14 protein-coding genes and 1 CRISPR repeat array (1 of these 15 only partly in view) are annotated in these 23310 nt (G+C 31.6%); of the genes, 8 read left to right on the top strand and 6 right to left on the bottom strand.

What is annotated here, in order from left to right; translation table 11 throughout:
• A CRISPR array of direct repeats spans nt 1-4752; the repeat unit is 30 nt; unit sequence GTTTCAATAGAATCAAAGTGAAATGTAAAT; it begins 4590 nt to the left of the window's first position.
• A 130-nt stretch (nt 4753-4882) separates the two neighbouring features.
• Nucleotides 4883-5047, top strand: a complete 165-nt coding sequence (locus B8869_RS11825) for a hypothetical protein (RefSeq protein ID WP_200806011.1) — start codon at nt 4883-4885, stop codon at nt 5045-5047.
• 667 nt (nt 5048-5714) lie between these two features.
• Here B8869_RS11825 and B8869_RS12270 read toward each other — a convergent pair.
• Together B8869_RS12270 and B8869_RS11270 are read right to left on the bottom strand one after the other, a co-directional pair.
• Nucleotides 5715-5840, bottom strand: a complete 126-nt coding sequence (locus tag B8869_RS12270) for a hypothetical protein (protein WP_268802079.1) — start codon at nt 5838-5840, stop codon at nt 5715-5717.
• Nucleotides 5841-6340: 500 nt separating this feature from the next.
• Nucleotides 6341-7327: an IS30 family transposase gene (locus B8869_RS11270; RefSeq protein WP_084229742.1), complete on the bottom strand. Its 987-nt coding sequence runs from the start codon at nt 7325-7327 to the stop codon at nt 6341-6343.
• Between the two features lie 306 nt (nt 7328-7633).
• Between B8869_RS11270 and B8869_RS11275 the strand changes: the two genes are divergently transcribed.
• On the top strand, nt 7634-11071 hold the full coding sequence (locus B8869_RS11275) for a pyruvate carboxylase (protein WP_084231711.1): 3438 nt from the start codon (nt 7634-7636) through the stop codon (nt 11069-11071).
• Between the two features lie 145 nt (nt 11072-11216).
• Here the strand turns inward: B8869_RS11275 and B8869_RS11280 are convergent, their stop codons facing one another.
• Nucleotides 11217-12239 carry an ornithine cyclodeaminase gene (locus B8869_RS11280; protein ID WP_084231692.1) on the bottom strand — a complete coding sequence of 341 codons (1023 nt, stop codon included), beginning with the start codon at nt 12237-12239 and terminating at the stop codon, nt 11217-11219.
• A 210-nt stretch (nt 12240-12449) separates the two neighbouring features.
• Here B8869_RS11280 and B8869_RS11285 point away from each other — a divergent pair, with 210 nt between their 5' ends.
• From B8869_RS11285 to B8869_RS11310, 6 genes are all read left to right on the top strand, one after another.
• Nucleotides 12450-13700 (top strand): helix-turn-helix domain-containing protein, encoded by a 1251-nt coding sequence (locus B8869_RS11285; RefSeq protein ID WP_084231693.1) that lies wholly within the window; start codon nt 12450-12452, stop codon nt 13698-13700.
• 169 nt (nt 13701-13869) lie between these two features.
• On the top strand, nt 13870-14631 hold the full coding sequence (locus tag B8869_RS11290) for a mannonate dehydratase (protein ID WP_084231694.1): 762 nt from the start codon (nt 13870-13872) through the stop codon (nt 14629-14631).
• Between the two features lie 84 nt (nt 14632-14715).
• Nucleotides 14716-15882: an iron-containing alcohol dehydrogenase gene (locus B8869_RS11295; RefSeq protein WP_084231695.1), complete on the top strand. Its 1167-nt coding sequence runs from the start codon at nt 14716-14718 to the stop codon at nt 15880-15882.
• 68 nt (nt 15883-15950) lie between these two features.
• Complete coding sequence (locus B8869_RS11300) at nt 15951-17477, top strand: NAD(P)/FAD-dependent oxidoreductase (RefSeq protein WP_084231696.1); 1527 nt, start codon at nt 15951-15953, stop codon at nt 17475-17477.
• On the top strand, nt 17477-17941 hold the full coding sequence (locus B8869_RS11305) for a tRNA (cytidine(34)-2'-O)-methyltransferase (protein ID WP_084231697.1): 465 nt from the start codon (nt 17477-17479) through the stop codon (nt 17939-17941). Before B8869_RS11300 ends, B8869_RS11305 begins: the two co-directional genes overlap by 1 nt.
• Nucleotides 17942-18191: 250 nt before the next feature.
• Nucleotides 18192-18830 (top strand): hypothetical protein, encoded by a 639-nt coding sequence (locus B8869_RS11310; protein WP_084231698.1) that lies wholly within the window; start codon nt 18192-18194, stop codon nt 18828-18830.
• Nucleotides 18831-19368: 538 nt separating this feature from the next.
• Here B8869_RS11310 and B8869_RS11315 read toward each other — a convergent pair.
• From B8869_RS11315 to B8869_RS11325, 3 genes are all read right to left on the bottom strand, one after another.
• A complete protein-coding gene (locus tag B8869_RS11315; protein WP_084231699.1) occupies nt 19369-20790 on the bottom strand; it encodes a helicase HerA-like domain-containing protein in 1422 nt (473 codons plus the stop codon).
• 87 nt (nt 20791-20877) lie between these two features.
• Entirely contained in the window at nt 20878-21723 is an 846-nt protein-coding gene (locus B8869_RS11320; protein WP_084231700.1) for a YjjW family glycine radical enzyme activase, read from the bottom strand.
• Nucleotides 21710-23248 (bottom strand): YjjI family glycine radical enzyme, encoded by a 1539-nt coding sequence (locus B8869_RS11325; protein ID WP_144017999.1) that lies wholly within the window; start codon nt 23246-23248, stop codon nt 21710-21712. The genes B8869_RS11320 and B8869_RS11325 overlap by 14 nt, the downstream gene beginning before the upstream one ends.
• Nucleotides 23249-23310 lie beyond the last annotated feature (62 nt).

A 23310-nucleotide genomic window follows, 5' to 3' on the forward strand; every position in this document is an offset into this window, starting at 1 on the left:
TTCCAACTTTTTCGCAAAGAAGCTCATAATAAAGTTTCAATAGAATCAAAGTGAAATGTAAATAAGTATCGAGTGTTCACGAAAGAGGATTTAGGGAAGAAGTTTCAATAGAATCAAAGTGAAATGTAAATCAAAATTTTGATTTTCATAAAAGAGAGACAGAGCACGTTTCAATAGAATCAAAGTGAAATGTAAATATTCTTTACATGAATCAAGTCTCATAGCTCCAATATAGTTTCAATAGAATCAAAGTGAAATGTAAATTCTATAAACTCATGTGTTCCCTTAAATTTGTACTCTACGTTTCAATAGAATCAAAGTGAAATGTAAATCTATGCTTTCTTTATGCATTTGAGTAAGCTCATCCGTTTCAATAGAATCAAAGTGAAATGTAAATGAATATGATAAAAAAATTAATATCAAAGAAGAATATTTGTTTCAATAGAATCAAAGTGAAATGTAAATTTTATTCCAGTTAAATTTGTCTTATAAAGTGGAATATTGTTTCAATAGAATCAAAGTGAAATGTAAATACAAGAGCGCTAATGGATAGAGCTACTTTAAATTTGATGTTTCAATAGAATCAAAGTGAAATGTAAATAAGAAAACGGAGCAATGCTGTTAACTGTGTTCGGCAAAGTTTCAATAGAATCAAAGTGAAATGTAAATTGAGGTTTGGACAGACGAAGAAAATCTAATCGTAGGGTTTCAATAGAATCAAAGTGAAATGTAAATCTCTGCGCCAACAGAATGAGAGACAAAAAGGCTATGTTTCAATAGAATCAAAGTGAAATGTAAATGTTTATGAAATCCGCTTGTTGAACTCCCCCGTTTGTAGTTTCAATAGAATCAAAGTGAAATGTAAATCGTTAAAATACAATTAAGGAGGTTTTTTTAATGAACTGGTTTCAATAGAATCAAAGTGAAATGTAAATTTTAATATTTTCTTTTATTTCAGTTTTTGAATTATAGTTTCAATAGAATCAAAGTGAAATGTAAATATTGCTTTTGCTAACATGAACATGATTTCATTATATAGGTTTCAATAGAATCAAAGTGAAATGTAAATTCAAACCAAATAGCTCCACGTTTAACCCCGTTAAAATTGTTTCAATAGAATCAAAGTGAAATGTAAATTTTACGATAGCAGTATTTATCAACTCAACTTCGCTAGTTTCAATAGAATCAAAGTGAAATGTAAATGTGAACAATTAAATAGGATTTGCTATATGATGGAGCTGTTTCAATAGAATCAAAGTGAAATGTAAATGCCGATTAATCGGCAATTTAGAAAAAAGTAATGCGGCCGTTTCAATAGAATCAAAGTGAAATGTAAATTGATTTGTTTGGTGGCAGCGGTTCAACATTAATTGCGTTTCAATAGAATCAAAGTGAAATGTAAATGTCGCATCGTAGTTGTAGCAGACGAGCAAAGCTTTAGTTTCAATAGAATCAAAGTGAAATGTAAATATTTTTGACAGGGCGAGATATAATATAAAGACAGAGAGGTTTCAATAGAATCAAAGTGAAATGTAAATCTTGTTATTTCAACATTAGTTCCAGCTGATAACTTGTGTTTCAATAGAATCAAAGTGAAATGTAAATCCGTCAATTGCTGTTTCTATATCTTTTTCTCTTGTTTCAGTTTCAATAGAATCAAAGTGAAATGTAAATCATATTTGGCATTACTTTTTCATATTGAATCATATCATCGTTTCAATAGAATCAAAGTGAAATGTAAATATGAAAAAAATGACTACTGTGCCATTAAGTGAGTTTCTGTTTCAATAGAATCAAAGTGAAATGTAAATACAGAGAGATGCTTTAAGGTTGTTTGGTGTGGAATATAGTTTCAATAGAATCAAAGTGAAATGTAAATTTCCCATCATCAACTGTAACTGTAATTGTGTTTTGGCGGTTTCAATAGAATCAAAGTGAAATGTAAATATATACATCATAGCATGATCGTTATACTTGTTGAGTTTCAATAGAATCAAAGTGAAATGTAAATCTGCCGGAGCCAGCGCAATAGCTAATATAACATCGAGGTTTCAATAGAATCAAAGTGAAATGTAAATCAGAGATTTATACAGCTATTAAAGAATACAAAGGTGGTTTCAATAGAATCAAAGTGAAATGTAAATTTATACACATAGTAATATCCATTTTTTTCGCCGTTGTGTTTCAATAGAATCAAAGTGAAATGTAAATTTGTTAGACTATCAAAGACTTTATACTAAAGAACATGGTTTCAATAGAATCAAAGTGAAATGTAAATATATATCTACCATTTTCTATTTCATAATCAGTATAGTTTCAATAGAATCAAAGTGAAATGTAAATATAGTTTTAATAAATGTATTGGATTTATCAAAGAACAAGTTTCAATAGAATCAAAGTGAAATGTAAATATTCTTTTTACCAGGGCTTTTGGATGTGAGGTTTACGGTTTCAATAGAATCAAAGTGAAATGTAAATGCTAATTTAGGATTCATATTCAAATTAATATCGTATGTTTCAATAGAATCAAAGTGAAATGTAAATTGGAAGTAGACAAAGTAAATGTTTAATAAGAGTGTATGTTTCAATAGAATCAAAGTGAAATGTAAATCCCAATCGTCGCGGCTAAGACTGCAAGGGCAACACTTAGTTTCAATAGAATCAAAGTGAAATGTAAATTCTGCCCTACAGCTAAAGGGGTTATGTCTCCATATGCAGTTTCAATAGAATCAAAGTGAAATGTAAATTTGGCATTACTGTACTAAAAGTGTTGAGACTATAATGTTTCAATAGAATCAAAGTGAAATGTAAATCATGCTTTTGACGGCTGTATTGATTCTGATGTAAGGTTTCAATAGAATCAAAGTGAAATGTAAATATACAACTTATGGCTTAGCTAGTCAATCATCTAATGGGTTTCAATAGAATCAAAGTGAAATGTAAATTTTTTTAGAGAAAAGGAGTGGAAATATGGAACAATTCAGTTTCAATAGAATCAAAGTGAAATGTAAATAGAATATCAGAATCCAAAAATGATGGGTATGCTTCTATGTTTCAATAGAATCAAAGTGAAATGTAAATTTGATAGCATCTTGTAGTTTCATATACATTTCAAAGTTTCAATAGAATCAAAGTGAAATGTAAATCCGTTTATTTGCTTTTCAAATAGCTTAAAGTTTACGTTTCAATAGAATCAAAGTGAAATGTAAATCTTCAACAAGTTCTTCAAGTATCTCAAGTTTTCTATCGGTTTCAATAGAATCAAAGTGAAATGTAAATCTAACAAATTTCTACAGGAAGTCCTGTCAATTTTTGAAGTTTCAATAGAATCAAAGTGAAATGTAAATCGCACTACCGCCACTTCTTGGGAACTGTCCTTTTACGGTTTCAATAGAATCAAAGTGAAATGTAAATTTAGACGATAGTATCTATATGTATGAGTTAAAAGAGTTTCAATAGAATCAAAGTGAAATGTAAATTGTTTTTTTGTGCATTTAATTAATAGTGAGTTAAAAGTTTCAATAGAATCAAAGTGAAATGTAAATATAGCCAAACTTCCTAACACATCTTTAAAAGCAGCTTGTTTCAATAGAATCAAAGTGAAATGTAAATATATTCAAAAAAATCTATGTCTGATTTATTAAAACAGTTTCAATAGAATCAAAGTGAAATGTAAATATCAAGGTAAAGAACTTAAAAGAATTATCGATTCTAAGTTTCAATAGAATCAAAGTGAAATGTAAATCATCTACTCTATCAACTTCTTTTAATGTCAATTCAGAGTTTCAATAGAATCAAAGTGAAATGTAAATGCAGGGAATTGAAACAGACATGTCAACGCTGGAAAGGTTTCAATAGAATCAAAGTGAAATGTAAATTCAGGTAATGCTTCAAGTGTCAATTCAAAACCTGTTGCGTTTCAATAGAATCAAAGTGAAATGTAAATACTTTAGGTTTTGCGTATGATACATTTTTTACATCACGTTTCAATAGAATCAAAGTGAAATGTAAATTCAAGAACAATAAGAGATTTAAGCGTTTCAGAGATTTCAGTTTCAATAGAATCAAAGTGAAATGTAAATTAAAGAAAATGACGAAATGAAACAGTTTGTAAAGTCTGTGTTTCAATAGAATCAAAGTGAAATGTAAATCTAGTGGAGAAGAAAACATAATATATTTAGTTTCAAGTTTCAATAGAATCAAAGTGAAATGTAAATATGAGTATAGAGGTATCAATGTTATATTCTTATTTGGTTTCAATAGAATCAAAGTGAAATGTAAATAACTTCATGGAGCGGAGTTGTCAACAATTTGCCAAGTTTCAATAGAATCAAAGTGAAATGTAAATCTATTCAGTCTTTTAGCCTTGTAGCAAATCTGTTTCGGTTTCAATAGAATCAAAGTGAAATGTAAATACAGACGTACCTCTTGCTACAAGGGGGAGAATGGCTAGTTTCAATAGAATCAAAGTGAAATGTAAATAGTTCATTCCATCACTCCTCATAATAAAATGGTACTAGTTTCAATAGAATCAAAGTGAAATGTAAATATAGATTGCCAGACGGTAAGATGTATTACAACATAGCGTTTCAATAGAATCAAAGTGAAATGTAAATTTCTTCAGTATTAACACCAAACTCTGAATTTTTATCAAGTTTCAATAGAATCAAAGTGAAATGTAAATATAAATATGTGGATAAAGGTGTTGACAGATGGTATACGGTTTCAATAGAATCAAAGTGAAATGTAAATCAAAAAAGATGGCAAAAGGTAAGTGGAGTGACGAATATAAAATACAAAGGAAAAACCTTAAAAGCCGAAATACATTGGTATGAAGCAAATGGTCATATGAAAGAAATAAAAATACAAAGGGTGTTTGAGGATGAAAGTTAAATATCTAGGGAAAAGCGAAGGAATATCCCTAACAGAGAATAAAATATATGAAGCCCTAGGTTATGAAAGCGGATTTATAAGGATAATTGATGATACAGAAGAAGATTATTTATATGATCCGGAACAATTTGAGGTTTTAATAGAATCAAAGTGAAATATAAATTTGTTCTTCTTTCGTATAATACTCCGTTAAATGTGTTTGAGATTATGTTATTCAAATGAAAACTTAATGTGATTTTAATATATACTAAGAGAAAACAGGTAAGTATGAGATTCAAAATAACACTTTAAGTCGGCAAGTTTGAGAACAACAGTGTCTGAAATGGGGGGCGAAAGTTACTAAACTTTTAGGAATTAAAATTTGAATTTCAATAATGACATTGTAAATAAAATGCTTAAGAAGGTGAAATTATGGATAAAGAGATACAAAATTTTGTAGAAAAATTAGGATATAAAACAGTACAATATCTAGGGAACATAAAGGAGCTAAGATATATAATTTAATATATTTATAAGAATTTTGTTGCGAAGGATTGTATAGATATATTATCATGGAAGATGATAATATAAGAGCTTCAAGTGATGAAGAGTCACTTGCAATTATAGATTTTTTTCAGTGAAGCTGACGAAGAATGATAAGTTTGAGAATGATGTAATTTCCAATGAGAGTCGAACACTCTTGTATCTTAGATATTTTTTATCTTTATTTTCACTGCTCCATTTAGCGGAAGCTTTTCTTTGAGATTCTGTGCTTTTGCATTCTTTTTCTATTGTGTTTACCTCCTTTGTCTGTTAAAATATAGATAAGAATTAGAGAAAGGCTAAAAGCCTAACCCTTTGAAGATTTTGATTAGCTCCACAAGTGTTGTAAGTAAGTTAATAATTGCAGTTATTAACTCTAAGTACTCAGCATTGTGGGGTTTTTCTTTTTCTTCTTTCTTATCCAATTTTACCACCACCTTTAAGCCAAGAGGGTTACAAGGCTTTTACTTGACTTTCATCAACCTTGTAAATACAATATAAGATGCGTCTTAGTTTGAGAATGATGTAATTTCCAATGAGAGTCAAACTAAAGTATTTTGAGGTAATTTGAAGATGAATAAAGTTTTTCCTATAATAACGTTACTAACAATTTTTTTATGCTATTTTTGTATTTCAAAAAGAACATACCAACTAGAACATATACCATACTTAGCTACATATATATGATAGTGAACGTTCTCTTTTTAATAAGTTATGTTGTAAAGTATTTTTAATTAAAGCAATATTCTATACATGATTATTTGTTTAGAAATAATGTATAAAATTTATTGGTGTCGGAAGCGGAACTTGAATCCACACAGAACTGTACTCTAACATAGTCAAAATCAATCATAATATTTTAGAAAAGAGCATATACCGTTATGTTCTTTTTTTATGCGACGAATTGTCAAATCAAATGCAACACCTATGGTAAGAGACCAAAAAGTTCTTCTTTAGGTGTTTTATATTTTATACATTTTCTAGGTCTATTATTCATTAAACTTAAGTTATAATTTAATTCATCAATATTCACTTCTGATAAATCCATACCCTTAGGATAAAACTCCCTCAAAAGTCCGTTACTATTTTCATTTGTACCTTTTTGCCATGCACAATAGGGATCACAAAAATAAGTTTTGCATCCTAATTCTTTTTCTATTTTCTCAAATTCTGAAAATTCTTTACCTCTATCAAAGGTTATTGTTTTTACTAATTCTTTTGGATAATCTTTTAATGCATTTATTATTGCTGGTGTTACGCTTTCCGACTTTCTATTTTCAACTAGGATTGCTATATAATATCTAGATTTTCTTTCTGCTAAAGTTACGAAACAACATCTACTTTTCCTTTTATGATCTAATCTGCCTGATTCCACTGTATCTGCTTCCCAGTGGCCTAATTCTTGCCTTCTGTATATCTCTTTAGGTCTTTTCTTAATTGTTCTACCTTTATCATTGAATTTTCCTCTTTTTTCTGCTGGCCTTTTAAATTTAGCTTTTCTTCTCAAATTTTTCATACTAGTTTTTGGCAGCTTTTTGGCGTGTATCATTCTATATATCGTTGATGTAGATGGTAATTCATGAATCTCATTTGTGTTTCTATTTGATATTTGTTCAGGGGACCAATGTTCGTTAATCTTTACAGTTAAATAATCAATAACATCTTTAGAAAATTTACTTTTTCTATGGCAGTCTTTTCTTCTATCAATATATTTATCATTTGCCTTTATCGGAAAGTACTTAGTGTAACTTCCCCTACTAACTTTTATCTTAGATGAATTTCTTTTAATTTCTCTAGATATTGTACTAGGTGACCTTTTAAGTGCTTGTGCAATTTTCCTTATACTCATTCCTAAATTTAAAAATTGGTAAATACAAGATCTTTCTTCTATGGTAAGATGGTTATAGCTCATAGTTAATCACTCCTTTTAATATGTTTTGTTTGGTCACTTACATATTAACACAGCTGATTAGCTATGAGTTTATTTATGTTGCACTTGTTATGATAAATTATCATGCGTAAAATCACATAGAAATAGTATAGTCTAAAAGATTACATGTGCTCGATTTGAATAAAAAACTATCAAATCTTCAAATAATAGTATAAATTTATTTTTAATTCAATTAGGCTTTAAATAATCTTAAAAAAGATGTACAATAGATAAAAAGTTATAATAAAAATAGTTTTAATGATATAATTGCAGGGGGAGAAGATGGAAATTAAAAAGTTCAAGCGTATACTCGTTGCCAATCGTGGAGAAATTGCAATCCGTGTTTTTAGAGCTTGTAGAGAGTTGGGAATTCGTTCGGTAGCAATATATTCACAAGAGGATAGTCTTTCTTTATTTAGAACGAAAGCGGACGAAGCTTATTTAATAGGTAAAAACAAATCTCCAGTAGATGCATATTTAGATATAGATGAAATAATAAAACTTGCTCTTAACAAAGGAGTGGATGCCATACATCCGGGATATGGATTTTTATCTGAAAATCCTGAGTTCGCACAAAAATGTGAAGAAGCGGGCATCACTTTCATAGGGCCGACTCCTGAAATAATGCAAAGGTTAGGAGATAAAATTTCTTCTAAGATAGTAGCGCATGAAGCGGGAGTGGAAACTATACTGGGCGTGGATTCGCCTATAAAATCTGATGCTGAAGCTATGGAGTTTGCTAAAAAAGCAGGTTATCCTGTTATGATAAAGGCGGCTGCTGGCGGTGGCGGAAGAGGTATGCGTGTTGTAAACAATGAGGAAGAGCTTTTAAATAAATTCCATGCGGCTAAGAGTGAAGCTAAAAAGGCATTTGGAAATGATTCAATGTTTATAGAAAAATATTTAGAAAGACCTAAACATATAGAAGTACAAGTCTTAGGAGACTTATATGGAAATATAGTCCATTTATATGAAAGAGATTGTTCTATTCAAAGAAGACACCAAAAAGTAATTGAGTACACTCCAGCTTTTTCACTTCCAGAAGATTTGAGAAATAGAATTTGTGAAGATGCCCTTAAGATAACTAAGAGTTTAGGATATAGATCTGCGGGCACTGTTGAGTTTTTGGTAGATAAAAATCACAACCATTACTTTATAGAGGTTAATCCAAGAATACAAGTTGAGCACACTGTCACTGAAATGGTTACAGGGATTGATATAATTCAAGCACAAATCTTAGTAGCTCAAGGATATGCACTTAACAGCGAAGAAATAGATATCAAGAGTCAAAAAGATATTAAGTCAAGTGGATATGCAATTCAATGTCGTGTGACAACTGAAGACCCACTAAACAATTTTGCTCCAGACACTGGACAAATAACTTTATATAGGTCAAGTTCTGGATTTGGGGTAAGACTTGATGGAGGTAATGGATTCCAAGGCGCTGTAATAAGTCCATATTATGATTCGCTACTTGTAAAAGTAATTACTCATGGCAGAAGTTGGAACGACACTGTAAATAAGGCAATTCGTTCTATCAGAGAGTTAAAAGTGGGCGGAGTAAAAACAAATATAGGATTTTTACTGAATGTTTTAAATACAGCAGAGTTTAAAGACGGAAGTTGCGACACAGGTTTTATTTCTGACCACCCAGAGCTTTTCGATATAAAGCCAAAGTCTGATGCAGAACTTCATTTAATGAATTATATTGGGAACATTGTAGTAAATGATAAGAATACTCTTGATAAAAATACTTTTGATGTGCCTGTAGTTCCTAAGTTTGAAGTGAAATCAATTGAAGGAACAAAACAACTTCTTGATAAATTAGGTGCAAAAAAATTATCTGATTGGATATTGGCGCAAGATAGACTGTTGTTAACTGATACTACAATGAGAGATGCACATCAATCTTTAATGGCAACTAAGATGAGAACTAAGGATATGTTAAAGATTGCAGAAGCTACAAACTACAACATGAAAGAATTGTTTAGTGTTGAAATGTGGGGCGGAGCAACTTTTGATGTCGCTTATAGATTTTTACATGAAGATCCATGGAAGAGATTGGAGCTTTTACGTGAAAAAATGCCAAATTTGTTGATGCAAATGTTGATTCGTGGGAACAATACAGTTGGATATAAAAACTATCCAGACAATGTGGTTAAGAAATTTATCAGAGAGTCAGCTGAGACAGGAGTGGATGTGTTCCGTATCTTCGACTCACTTAACTGGTTAGATGGAATGAGACTTGCAATAGACGAAACTCTTGCAACTGGGAAACTTGCCGAAGGAACCATGTGCTATACAGGTGATATATTAGACGAAAGCCGTGACAAATATTCTTTAAAATACTATGTTGATTTGGCAAAAGAAATTGAAAAAACTGGTTGTCATATACTTGGAATAAAAGATATGAGTGGCCTTTTAAAACCTTATGCAGCTAGAAAACTTATAAAGGCATTAAAGAATGAAATTTCAATTCCAATTCACTTGCATACACATGATACAACTGGTAATGGAGTGGCTACAATTTTGATGGCTGCTGAAACTGGTGTAGATATAGTTGATACTGCGATAGATTCGATGAGTGGTTTAACTTCTCAACCAGCTCTAAACTCTGTTGTGGCAGCTCTTGAAAATACAAATAGAAGTACAGGGATAAGTCTTGACAGAGTAAATGAAATCTCAAACTATTGGTCAGCTGTAAGACCGGTGTATTCAAATTTTGAATCTGGACTAAAGAGTGGCACTACTGAAATTTATAAATACGAAATTCCGGGTGGACAATATTCAAACTTAAAGCCACAAGTTGAAAGTTTTGGCTTGGGACATAAGTTTAATGAAGTTAAAGAAATGTATAGAGAAGTAAACCAAATGGTTGGAGATATTATAAAAGTTACTCCGTCTTCAAAAATGGTAGGCGACATGTCAATCTTTATGGTTCAAAACAACTTAACTCCGGAAAATATTTATGAAAAAGGAGCTAATTTAGACTATCCAGATTCAGTGGTGACTTATTTCAAGGGAATGATGGGACAACCTTATGGAGGATTCCCTGAAAAACTACAAAAGATGGTTTTAAAAGATGAAGAGGCAATTACTGTAAGGCCAGGTCTTTTATTAGAAGACGAAGATTACGAAAAAGATAGGGAAGAGTTAAAGAAGATACTAAGAAGAGAACCAACTGAAAAAGATTTAATATCTTATTCTCTATATCCTAAAGTGTTTGAAGAATATGCTAAGAACTTTGATGAATATGAACAACTTTGGAGAATGGGTTCAGATGTATTTTTCCATGGATTAATGGAAGGAGAGACAGCTGAAATTTCTGTTGATGACGGCAAGAATTTAATAGTAACTCTTGTTGAAGTTGGAAAGATAAAAGAAGATGGAAAGCGTAGTTTAACATTTGAAATAAATGGATTACGTCGTTCAATAGAAATTGAAGACAAGACAAAGAGATCAAGTTTAAGTGTAAAAGCAGAAGAGGTTAGACTTGCAGATGAAGAAAATAAATCAGAAGTTGGCTCCTCAATACCTGGTACAATAGTTAAAATATTAGTTAAACCAGGAGATATCGTAAAAGAATCTCAACCATTGATGGTGGTAGAGGCTATGAAGATGGAAACAAATATAATTGCTACACAAAATGGTAAAGTCAGAGAGATTTTGACTAAAGAAGGGGAAAGTGTAGTAAGCGGTCAACTTGTAGCAACAATAGAAGATTAAAATTATAATAAAAATAAAGGTAGTGTCTCAGTGAGAATAGGCTGAGATACTACCTTTAAACTATTTTTACAGAAAAGTAAATTTACAACTATTATTTAAATTAGCAAATAGTGAGCAAATTTATGCATTAACAATATTAATATAATTATTTAATTAAGCTATATAGGTCTTTAGGATTGTCAATAAGTGGAACTAAAACTTCTTCAGTACCAATGTTGTTGTCTTTAGCTAATTGATAAATCAATCTTAAGATTGAGAAATCTTCAAGCGCAAATCCAACTGAGTCAAAGATTGTGATATCATCTTCTTTTCTATCGATACGTTTTTGAGATTTTATAACTTCAGCAATTTCAGTTACCTTAAAGTCATCTGCCATGTGTTGGATTTCGCCTTCGATTCTGCTTTGAGGTTCAAATTCTACATAAACATCTCCCATAAATAGAATATCAGATTCTAATTCTGTCTTTCCTGGGCAATCTCCACCAACGCAGTTTATATGCATTCCAGGTTCAATCATATCTTTTGTAAGTATAATTGAGAACTTCTTATCTGCTGTAACAGTTGTTACTATATCAACACCCTTACAAGCTTCTTTTGTGCTGCTACACTTAGTCACTTTCAAATCTGTGTATTTAGAAAGGTTAGATATAAGTCTATCAGTTGCAGCTTCATCAACGTCATAACAATTTATTTCTTCTATGCCTAGTAGCTTATGGAAAGCTATAGCTTGGAAATCACTTTGACATCCATTACCTATAAGAGCCATCTTTTTAGGATTTTCTTTTGCTAAATATTTTGCAGCCATAACTGAGTTAGTTGCAGTTCTTATAGCTGTAAGCAAAGTCATTTCACACAAAAGAAGAGGATATCCACTTGAAACTTCAGCTAATAAACCTATAGCCACAACAGTAAGCAGATTATTTTTAGGATTGTCCGGATGACCATTTACATACTTACAAGTAAACGTTTCCTGATTACCTACAGGCATTAATTCATTTACGCCAACAGGAGAATGGTGTGTAGGTCTAGGGATTTTAGCAAAATCTTCCCAATTGCCATAGTCTTCTTCTAAATATGGAATAAGTTTTTCCATAATAGATTCAACACCAACTTCTTTTATGTAGTTGGACATAGTTTCTAAGTCGATATATTTAGTTTTAATTTTCAATTAAATCTCTCCTCTCAATATTTTAAATTTTGTGTTGGACTAAGCTTAATCTTTAAATTGAGAATAACAAAATGTATAATTAATATCAATAGAATTGAATTCTTATGTGAATTTTACATAATAGTCAGTATAAATTGTCTTGTATTTTATTCGATAAAATATAAGATTATTATATAAAATCTGTAATTAGATATCCGAGGATGTGATAAAATGAGCAAGTCTTTTGATGAAAAATTTTTACTACAAACAAATCAATGTTCACCATACGATGTGACTTCAATATGCTCTTGTGATGTGGAACTTGCTTCGGAACCTACAGATGCAATTTTACATCAACAATCAAGGTTTTGGATAATACTTGATGGCAAGGCAGAAATCAACATCCAAGGCAGAATATATGATGTCGAGAAGAACTCTCTTGTTTGTATCGTGCCATACCAGTACACAAAAATAATAAAAGTAGAAAAGCCCTTGGTGTATAGTTTGGTTGTTTTCAATTTTGAATTGTTCAACGAGCTTATAAAAATACATATGAATTTTTATAATGAAGATATAAATCTGATTAAACTAATATCAGTTAGTAATGTTGTGAAATGTGATGATGAAAAATTTGAACAGGTAATTAACATTTTTGAAAAACTAAAAGATGAATTGGGAACAGAGTCATTAAACTTTCAAGTTAAGCCTAAAAATAATTTTACTGGAGTGTATGTCAGCTCACAAATTTTAGAGCTTATATCTCTCTTTTTAAGAGAGAATAAGCAAAAGACCAAAAAAGAATTGGATAGTGAAGAAAATTATAGCCACATAATCCAATATATATACATGAATTTAAGACAAAACATAACTTTAAAAGAGCTTTCTAAAATATTTTTTATGAGTCCTTCGAGTATAAGCAGCTACATAATGAAAATGACGGGTTATAACTATTCAGATTTAGTTTTTCAAATGAAAATTGCGAGAATACAAAACTTCCTGCTTTATACGGATATGACTTTAGATGAAATTTCAACTTTTTTAAGATATGCAGATTCATCTTATGTATCAAAAGTGTTTAACTCAAAAGCAGATATAAATATCAGTGAATATAAGAAAACTTATAAAAAGGTGAATACGATTTGTAAGATTAAGGAAAGTCCTGTTTCATACAAGGTTGTTGATTATATCTATAACAATTATGATTTGGACCTCAACATAAAAGATGTATCTCATAAATTTGGAATAAGTGCATTAGATGTGAATTATCATTTAAAGTTTCTTGTGGAGAAGAATTTCAACTGTTTTTTAAATTATGTAAGGGTAAACAAATCGGTACAAATGTTAATTGATACTGACAAACCTATCACAGAAATATCCAAAGAAGTTGGTTACGACAACAGTAGGACATATAATAGGAATTTTAAAAAATTTTATAATACTAACCCAACTGATTTTAGGGAGAGAGTTAAAAATAAAAATTAAAAATTCAATATTCAATATTCAATATTCAATATTCAATATTCGTTGATTTGCAATAATTATTGCAACACTTAGCTTAATAAATTTAATTCATGTGGCTACTTGGAAGAAATGTTGTAAGGAAAGGGAGCAATTAGAAGCACTCTTAAAAAGTATTTGTAGGTGACTGAATATGAAAATGACTTTTAGATGGTATGGAAATTCTGATCCAATATCATTAGAATATATAAGACAAATTCCTGGTTGTTCTGGAATTATGGCTATGATGGATGATTTCAAAGCTGGAGAGGTATGGGATAAAGAAATATTCAAAGCCTTTGTAGAAAAGGTTAATGCTGCGGGCTTGGAAGTTGAAGTTATAGAAAGTATCAATGTGCATGAAGATATTAAGATGGGATTAGATACTAGAGATCAATATATCGAAAACTATAAGCAATCAATAAGAAATGTTGCTGAGTGTGGAGTTAAGATGGCAGTTCACCCAGATGATCCAGCTTGGCCGGTGTTTGGTATACCTAGAATAACTCACACTCCGGAACAATTGGAAAAGATAGTTAATTTGGTTGACTCTCCGTCAAATACACTTTGTCTATGCACAGGTTCTTTAGGTTCTGATCCTAATAATAATCTGCCGGAGATTATAAGAGAATTTGGAAAGAGAAATAAAATTGGATGTGCTCACGTGAGAAACATCAAATTCTTAGGAGAGAGAAACTTCTATGAATCTTCACACTTAACTTCTGCGGGAAGTTTGGATATGTTTGAGATAATGAAAGCATTCCACAACACAGGATTTGATGGATATATTAGACCTGACCACGGAAGAATGATTTGGGGAGAAAAAGGTAGATCTGGATACGGCTTATATGATAGAGCTTTAGGACTGACATATTTAAATGGTCTGTGGGAAGCTTTAGAAAAACTAAATAAATAAAACAATGCCCTTAAAGCGACAGTTTAAATTGTCACTTTAGGGGCATAATTGTATTAGTGGAATTAATCGAAAAGGAGTTAATTTATGAAAGATTTTATTTTTTATAATCCAACAAAGATACTATTTGGAAGAGAAGAATTAAAGAGTTTAGGTAAAGAAATAAAGAAGTATGGTTCAAAGGTATTGCTCACTTATGGTGGGGGCAGTATTAAGAAAAATGGAATTTATGACAATGTTGTGAATATACTTAGAGAAGAAAATATTGAGTTTGTGGAATTAGATGGAATAGAACCTAACCCAAGAGTTGACTCTGCAAGAGAGGGAGCGAGATTAGCCAAAAAGCATGGGTTGGATTTTGTTTTGGCAGTTGGTGGAGGATCGGTTGTAGACTGTTCTAAACTTATAGCTGCAGCAGCTCTAACTGATGCGGATGCATGGGACATAGTGATAAAAAATCATAAAGTAGAAGAAGCTTTACCTTTGGGAGTTGTGCTAACACTTTCTGCCACAGGTTCAGAGATGGATGCGGGTTCTGTAATAACCAATCTTGAGACAAAGGAAAAGTTGGCATGGGGTAGTGAATTTGCAAGACCTAAGTTTTCTATTTTGAATCCGGAGCACACTTATTCTGTAAATAAATGGCATACTGCTGCCGGGGTTGCAGATATAATGAGCCACACAATGGAAAACTATTTTACAACTTATGATGAATGCTATTTGCAAGATAGTTTTGCGGAAGGGGTTTTAAAAACTTGTGTTAAATATGCTAAAACAGCTATAGAAAATCCAACTGATTACGAAGCCAGAGCTAATTTGATGTGGTCAAACACATGGGCTATTAATGGATTGTTGGAAACTGGAAAAGATACTGATTGGAGCGTGCATGCTATGGAGCATGAGCTATCAGCATACTATGACATAACTCACGGGGTTGGACTTGCCATACTCACTCCAAGATGGTTAGAACACGTTTTGAATGAAGATACAAAGAAAAAGGTAGCAAGATTTGCAAGAGAAGTTTTTGGAGTGCTTGGAGATGATGATATGGAAGCTGCTAAAAAGGGAATAGATGCTCTACATGATTTCTTTGTTGGGATAGGAATTCCAATGACTTTAAAGGAAGTTGGAATAGGCGAAGAACACCTTGAAGAGATGGCAGAGAACACAATCAAGCACTGCGGCGGAGTTATAAATGGTTTCCAAGATTTAAATACTCAAGATGTACTTGAGATTTATAAGAAATCGCTATAAAATGTATTTATAAAAAGTTAAATAGATTATAAAGTAGTAGCGAAAGCTACTATTTTTTTGGAGATTTTATGATTATTATAAAAAATATAACTATGCCGACAGATGATACTAAAAAGCTACAGCAAAAGTTAAAGAAGATTTTAAGACGAGATAAATTTGATTGGGAAATATATAGAAAATCAATAGATGCGAGAAAGGGAATAAGCTATAACTTTCAAGTTTTAATTGATGTAGATATGCCTCAGTCTGAAATGGATAAGATAAAGGGTGCTCAGTATTATGAAGAGGAAAACTTTGAAATCGGCGTGAAGAATCCGCCAAAGGAAGTGGCGATAGTTGGAAGCGGACCGGCAGGTTTATTCTGTGCATATATATTAAGTCAGTACGGAGTTAAGGTAAGAATTTATGAACAAGGTGAGCCGGTTGAAAAGAGAATGGAATCCATAGAGAACTATTTGAAAACGGGAAAATTAAATATAAATTCAAATATTCAATTTGGAGAGGGAGGAGCTGGAACTTTTTCGGACGGAAAACTTACGGCTAGATCTAAAGACAAAAGAGTAAGAGAAGTTTTAAAGATATTTAAGTTTCACGGAGCACCGGAAGAAATAATGTACGACTCAAAACCACACATAGGAACGGATATTTTACAGAGTGTAATAGTTTCTATGAGAGAAAAGATTATAAAAAATGGTGGAGAGTATTATTTCTCACACAAGTTTGAAGATTTAAAAATCGAAGATAGAGTTGAAAATATAACTGTAAATGGAAATGAGATAAAAGCTGATAGATATGTTTTGGCACTTGGAAATTCTTCGAGAGAAGCATTTGAGTTATTATCTAAAAAAATAGAGATGGAGAATAAACCATTTGCCGTTGGTTTTAGAATTGAGCACAAGAGAGAAGATGTAGATTTTGCTCAGTACAAGGTAAAAGATAAACTGCCGGCAGCTAGTTATCAGTTGAGTTATAATGATAAAGAACTTGGAAAGAGCGCGTATACATTCTGTATGTGTCCTGGAGGATATGTTGTAGATGGTTCGAGTGAGTTGGATAGAACTTGTATAAACGGAATGAGCTATCACAGTAGAGATGGAGAAAATTCAAATTCAGCGCTAATTGTAACAATTGATAAAAATACTTTTGGAACAGATGTATTAGACGGAATGAGATTTCAAAGAGAAATTGAATCTAAAACTTATGCGCTTGGAAAGGGAAAAGTTCCCGTTCAAAGACTTGGAGACTTCATTAAGGATGTAGAGACATCTGAATTTGGAGAGATTAAACCTAGCGCAGAGAACTATGTAAAATCTAATCTTAGAAACATCTATCCAAGAGAGATAGAAGAGATGATCATAAGAGCTACTGCTTATATGGGCAGGAGATTAAAGGGATTTGACTCAGAAGATTCTGTTTTATCAGCAGCTGAAACGAGAAGCTCATCTCCGGTTAGAATGTTAAGAGATGAAAATTTAAAATCCATAGGGATTGATAATTTGTATGTCATTGGAGAAGGTAGTGGCTATTCTGGCGGGATAGTATCTTCTGCAATAGATGGGATAAAGGCAGCGGAAAATATTTTAGGAGGAAATTGATGTTAAATATAGTTTTATATGAACCGGAAATACCACATAACACTGGTGCGATAGCAAGAACTTGTGCACTTACAAATACAAGGTTACATTTAATTGAGCCATTGGCATTTGATATAAGCGATAAAATGGTAAAGAGAGCGGGACTTGATTATTGGCCATTAGTAGACATAACAGTTTACAAAAATTACGATGAGTTTTTAGAAAAAAATCCAAATGCAACTGTATATTATGGAACTACAAAAACAGAGCAATTGTATACAGATGTAGAGTATAAAGATGAAGACTTTATAATGTTTGGACCAGAGACAAGAGGTATACCTGAAGATATACTTTTCAACGATTTAGAACATTGTGTAAAAATTCCAATGATTACTTCGATAAAGAGAAGTTTAAATTTAGCCAATTCAGCAAATATTGTTTTGTTTGAAGCTCTTAGACAGCTTAATTTTCCAAATTTAGGATAAGTCCATACAAGGGGTTTATTTTAGTATGGATAAAATATTGTTTTTTTTTTTGATAATATAAAGCTGGTAGTTAGAGCAAGCGGATTTACAGAAGAGGAGAAAATCGTTATGAAAAAGATTAATCCTAAAAGATATAAAAACGGAGACAACCTATGGTTAATTATAAGTTAGAGTATAATTAACCATAAGTTGAGAGATTATGTAGAAGAATATACGAAAACTATTTTATTTAAATTAAGGAGGAGAACGTGTGCATAGAACTTTAAAAAAATCAATTATAACTACGATTTTAATGTTATCGATAATTTTTACAAATTTATCTACAGTTTGCGCGGAAAATGCAAATCAGGCAATGAAAAATGATATTATTGAGGTTAGCACGAGATATATAGATCCGAAATTGAATGATAATGTGTACCTTGTTGAAGAGTATTTTATAGATGGAAATTTTTATAAATTTATGCATAAAGTAGAAGATGGCTTCAATATAGTAGAAGTGAGTGGAACTGAAAATATGATTATTAAAGCTCCTATAAATTCTAATGAAAACCAATTTTCATCTTCAGCTAAAGTATTATATAAAACTGCATATTCTGATGAATGGCACCAATTAGGCGAAACTGTAACTAATGAGCGCTTAACAATTGAAAGTTCTCAAGCGGCTATAGCTACAGCTCTTTCAGTTATTTTTGGAGGTCCAATAGGAGCATTTTTGGGAATAGCTGGTGTTTTAAGAGGAATAAGTGCCGGCAGATATTTGAATGTGACTTGTGTTAGTGGTGGTAAATGGAGAAATTCTGGAACTCATATAGAATATCAGAAATATGCTAAAGTATATGACTCAAATGGAAATCTTATAGGTACTACTTATTGGAGCTCAGTGAGATAATGTTTAATAATTTTAATTTTCTTACTGACATAAGAACAATATATTATATGTTAATGCAATTTATATTGTTTATGTATCCACTAAAAACTTATGGGGATTATAAACTTGGTAAAACAAAATTTTACTATTGCATTATATCAACAATAATTTTCTTTACATTTAATTACTTATTTCTATCTTATAAATACCAATAAATACTAAATTCTTTATAAATAATATTGTTATAGTTATTATATAAGTTTAAGCAAAGAGTAATAACATTTTGATTAATTATTTAAAGAGTACACTAAAAATTTTTATCAAGTATCTTGTATAAGAGATAGAATTTTAAAAATCTAAAAAAATAAATTATTATAGATTAATTAAGGTACTTTCTGCAAAAAAACAATTTAATTTGTTACAGAAAGTACCTTAGTTAAGAATGTTAATATGAATTTATAGGTTTAAGTTATAGAGCATTTTCTAGAAAAAATATTCAAACTAATTAAAATTAAATATTTTTTATTTGAACAATGTTATAAATTTTTGAAAAAATAATTTATAATTTTTTTAGAGAGCCAATAAGACCGCGAGCAAGGCTTGAACCAATTTGCCTTGTAACGCTACGCATAAATGAATTTAAAATTTGGTCTACTGGCGAAGAAGTTCTTCTTGAAGTTGATTTATTCTCTTGTTTTGGAGGAGAGTTTTTCATTTTTTCTTCAAGCACTTCGTACGCAGATTCTCTATCGATTATTTCGCTATATTTTGAATAGAGCATGTCATTATCAACTAAATTTAAAGTTTCCATTGGAGTTAGCGGAGTGAAGCTTGAATGAGGAGGAAGTATCATTGCTTTTTCAACTATTTCAGGACTTCCATCTTCGTTTAAAAATGAAATTAAAGCCTCGCCGGTTTTTAAATTAGTGATTTCATCTTTTAAATTTAAATTTTCATTTTGCCTAAAGGTTTTTGATACACTGTCTACAACTTTTAATTCAGACGGACTAAAAGCTCGTAATTGATGCAGCACTCTATTTCCAAGTTGCGAACTTATCTTGTCAGGAATATCGAGTGGGTTTTGAGTCACAAAGAATACACCAACGCCTTTTGAGCGTATAAGTCTGACAACTTGCTCGATTTTATCTTCCAAAACTTTAGGTAAGCTATCAAATAACAAGTGAGCTTCGTCAAAGAAGAAAACTAATTTAGGTTTTTCGGGGTTTCCAACTTCTGGAAGATTCTCAAAGAGCTCAGATAGCAAGTACAATAAAAACATAGAGTAGACTGTTGGATTATTGATAAGTTTTTCTGAGTTTATTATGTTTACAATTCCGCATCCGTTTGAGTCAGTTTGTAACAAATCTGATATTGAAATAGACGGCTCACCGAAGAATATGTCCGCTCCATTATCTTCTAAAACAAAGAGACGTCTTTGAAGTGCGCTAATAGTTTGTGGAGCAATGTTTCCGTATTTTTCACTAAATTCTTTTGAATGAGTTTGAATTAATTTTAGAATGGATTTTAAATCTTTTATATCGAGTAAAAGAAGTCCATTTTCATCGGCAATTCTAAACGCGATGTTCAAAACTCCGGACTGAGTTTCGTTCAAGTCCATTATTCTTGAAAGTAGTATAGGACCCATTTCGCTTATGGAAACTTTAAGGGGTAAACCTCTTTCTCCAAATACATCCCATAGACGAGTTGGAAATCCTAAAAATTCAAAATTTTCTATATTTAGATTTGAAAGTCTTTTAGAAATATTTTCGTTGTTTTCGCCAGGTTTTGAGATATTTGATAAATCTCCTTTTACATCAGATAAGATTACTGGTATTCCGAGTTTTGAAAAGTTCTCAGCCATGACCTTTAATGTGACAGTTTTTCCTGTACCAGTTGCACCAGCGATTAGGCCATGTTGATTTAGTTTGTTGGATAGCATTACGCAGTCTTTATCACCACGTCCGATTAATATTTTTTCCATACGCACCTCCTAATTAGATTATAGATTCAAAGTTTTTCATAGTAAAGTGATTTAAAATATAAAAAAATGCTCCACGCAGAGCATAAATTATATTAGGATTACATCTTTAAAACCATAGCTTTCTGCAATGGCTTTGAGTCTATTTTTTTCTGATTCAGAAACTCCGTTTAAGTACAAGAATTCATCTCTAACACCAAAAGGTCTGTAAGAGATAAGCTTGTACCTTATGGATTTTTCTTTTAGATACGGGGATAGAATCTCTCCAACTCCACGCACAATTGACTCGTTATCAGCTGTACTTAGTAGCACAGTTCTAATCTCGTCAAGCTTGTTTATATCGGCTAAGTATTTTAAATTTTTAAGCATAAACTCATTTGATGAGTTAGTCAAAGCTAAATGGTCTTCATTGGCAAAAGCTTTGACATCGAGCATAAAACCATCTGTGTTCTGTACGAAATCTTTGTAGATTGGATTTGAAAAGTCAAGTCCACCGTTGGTATCTGCAAGACAATTCAAATTTAAAGTGTGAGCACGTTTAAATAGTTCAGCTATAAAATCATATCTTAAACTACATTCTCCACCGCTTGTGGTGATACCCGTTATAAATGGAGAATATTTTTTTATTTCGTTAAAAAGTTCATCCACCGTATACGACACGGTCTTTGGAGAAGAATTCCTCGGGCAAGATTTTATACAACAATCGCAATCTACGCAAAGTTCTTTATGATAGATAACTTTGCCATCTACTTTTTTTATTGCTCCATATTCGCAATGGCTAACGCACACACCACAGTTGTTACACATATTAATTGTTTCGGGATTGTGGCAATATTTGCAATTAAAATTACAGCCCTGAAAAAAGATTGAACATCTATTCCCAGGACCGTCTACCATACTAAGAGGTATGATTTTATTTACTTTAGCTGTTAGCATTTTGCACCTTACGTTCTAATACTCCATTTTGGAAAAGGGCATCTTGAGCGTATTGAACTGTATCGTAAGAAACTTGTTCACCATTTCTAAATTTCTCTGCATCACTTTTCTTAACCAAGTAGCCTGTTACACGAATTAAATCTGCATCTGCTCCATAAGATGAGATATATCTCATACCAAGTCTAAAAGCTGCTTTGAATATATCCACTACGGCTGCGGGGTTTTTCTTAGCTGTTTCTTCAAATGGGAAGTGGTCGCCTATTCCTGATGGGAAGTATTTGTGGAACTTCGCTGCATTTGAAATATGAGAGTACATATCCGGTTCATGACCTATTTGGATTCTAGCTCCAGGAGTTGTTCCAATATCATTCGCTGCACCAACTTGTGCGTGGAGCATAAATTTGTGGTCCCATATATTTGAGTATTCGCTTTTAAATGAATTTACTCTTTTTTCAACTGCATCCATCACACGGATTCCCATTTCATCTGCTACTTCAGAACTTCCAAGCACAAGTCCTTCTCCGGAGAAGGAAGTTAGCTTTTCAACGCATTCATAAAGACCAACTACACCAAAAAGACCTACGAAATTTTCTTTTTTTACAAAACCTTCTTTAACCAAGAAGTTGGATTCAAAGAATGAAGTTTCATTAACTAAAAATTTAATTTTAGACTCCATAAAATTAAGCATAGTGTCTACTACATGAGGCAATCTATTTTCAAAGAAGTCTTCAACGGAAGTGGATTGTTCTGCAATTTTATTTAATCTAATTCTAGATAGTGTAAATGCTCCACCAACTTGAGGAAGTGCATTGTAGCAAGATGCTATACCGTATTTTTTATCACCAAAGTCATTTTGGTAATATCTATAATTTGCAAATGCTGGATTAGCTGAATCCATAGAAGCTACAATTGCCTTTTCTGCAAATGAATCTGGAGTAACGCCTTCTTCGTAAAGTAGAGTTAGGTTTGGAGTGGCATTGTTTAAATCTGCAAGTTCATCTAAGATGATATTTCCAACTACAGTTTCTTCAGGTCCTATGTTTGCGTGGCAGAATGAATCGTCTACAGTTCTATCTATTTGGATTAAAAACAATCTTATTTTATTTCTGATATAAGATTCTTCAAGTCCTTCCACAAAAGGTTCTAACAATTTGTCTAATGAACCTATATATACAGGAAATCTTGTGATTGAAGGAACATGGTGATAGAAAATTAATAAATTATTTAAGGCTTCATCTAAATTTTTAGCCGGTTCAAGTCTTAAAAATTCACAGCCTTCTCTAAGTAGTTTTTCATAATCTGGCAGAATATATCTTGGGGCATAAGGAGCATGGCCTTCGTCCAAGTCGCATATCTCAAGTGTATTGTATAAGTCATAAAATTCATTCCCATCAACTGGATACTCTAGAGAGTTTTCTGCAAGTTTAGCCAAACGATAAGTTTGTTGCTCATAAGTAAGTGAAGTATCTTTGATTGTATTTAACACTTCTTTTCTAAAATTTTCTATATCAAAAAATCTTTCCATAATTTCCTCCTTAAATCTTTACCAATATCTGTTTAAATTATACAATATAGCTAAATAAAACA

Origin of the sequence: Peptoniphilus asaccharolyticus DSM 20463 (assembly GCF_900176115.1) — a bacterium.
GTDB lineage: Bacteria > Bacillota > Clostridia > Tissierellales > Peptoniphilaceae > Peptoniphilus > Peptoniphilus asaccharolyticus.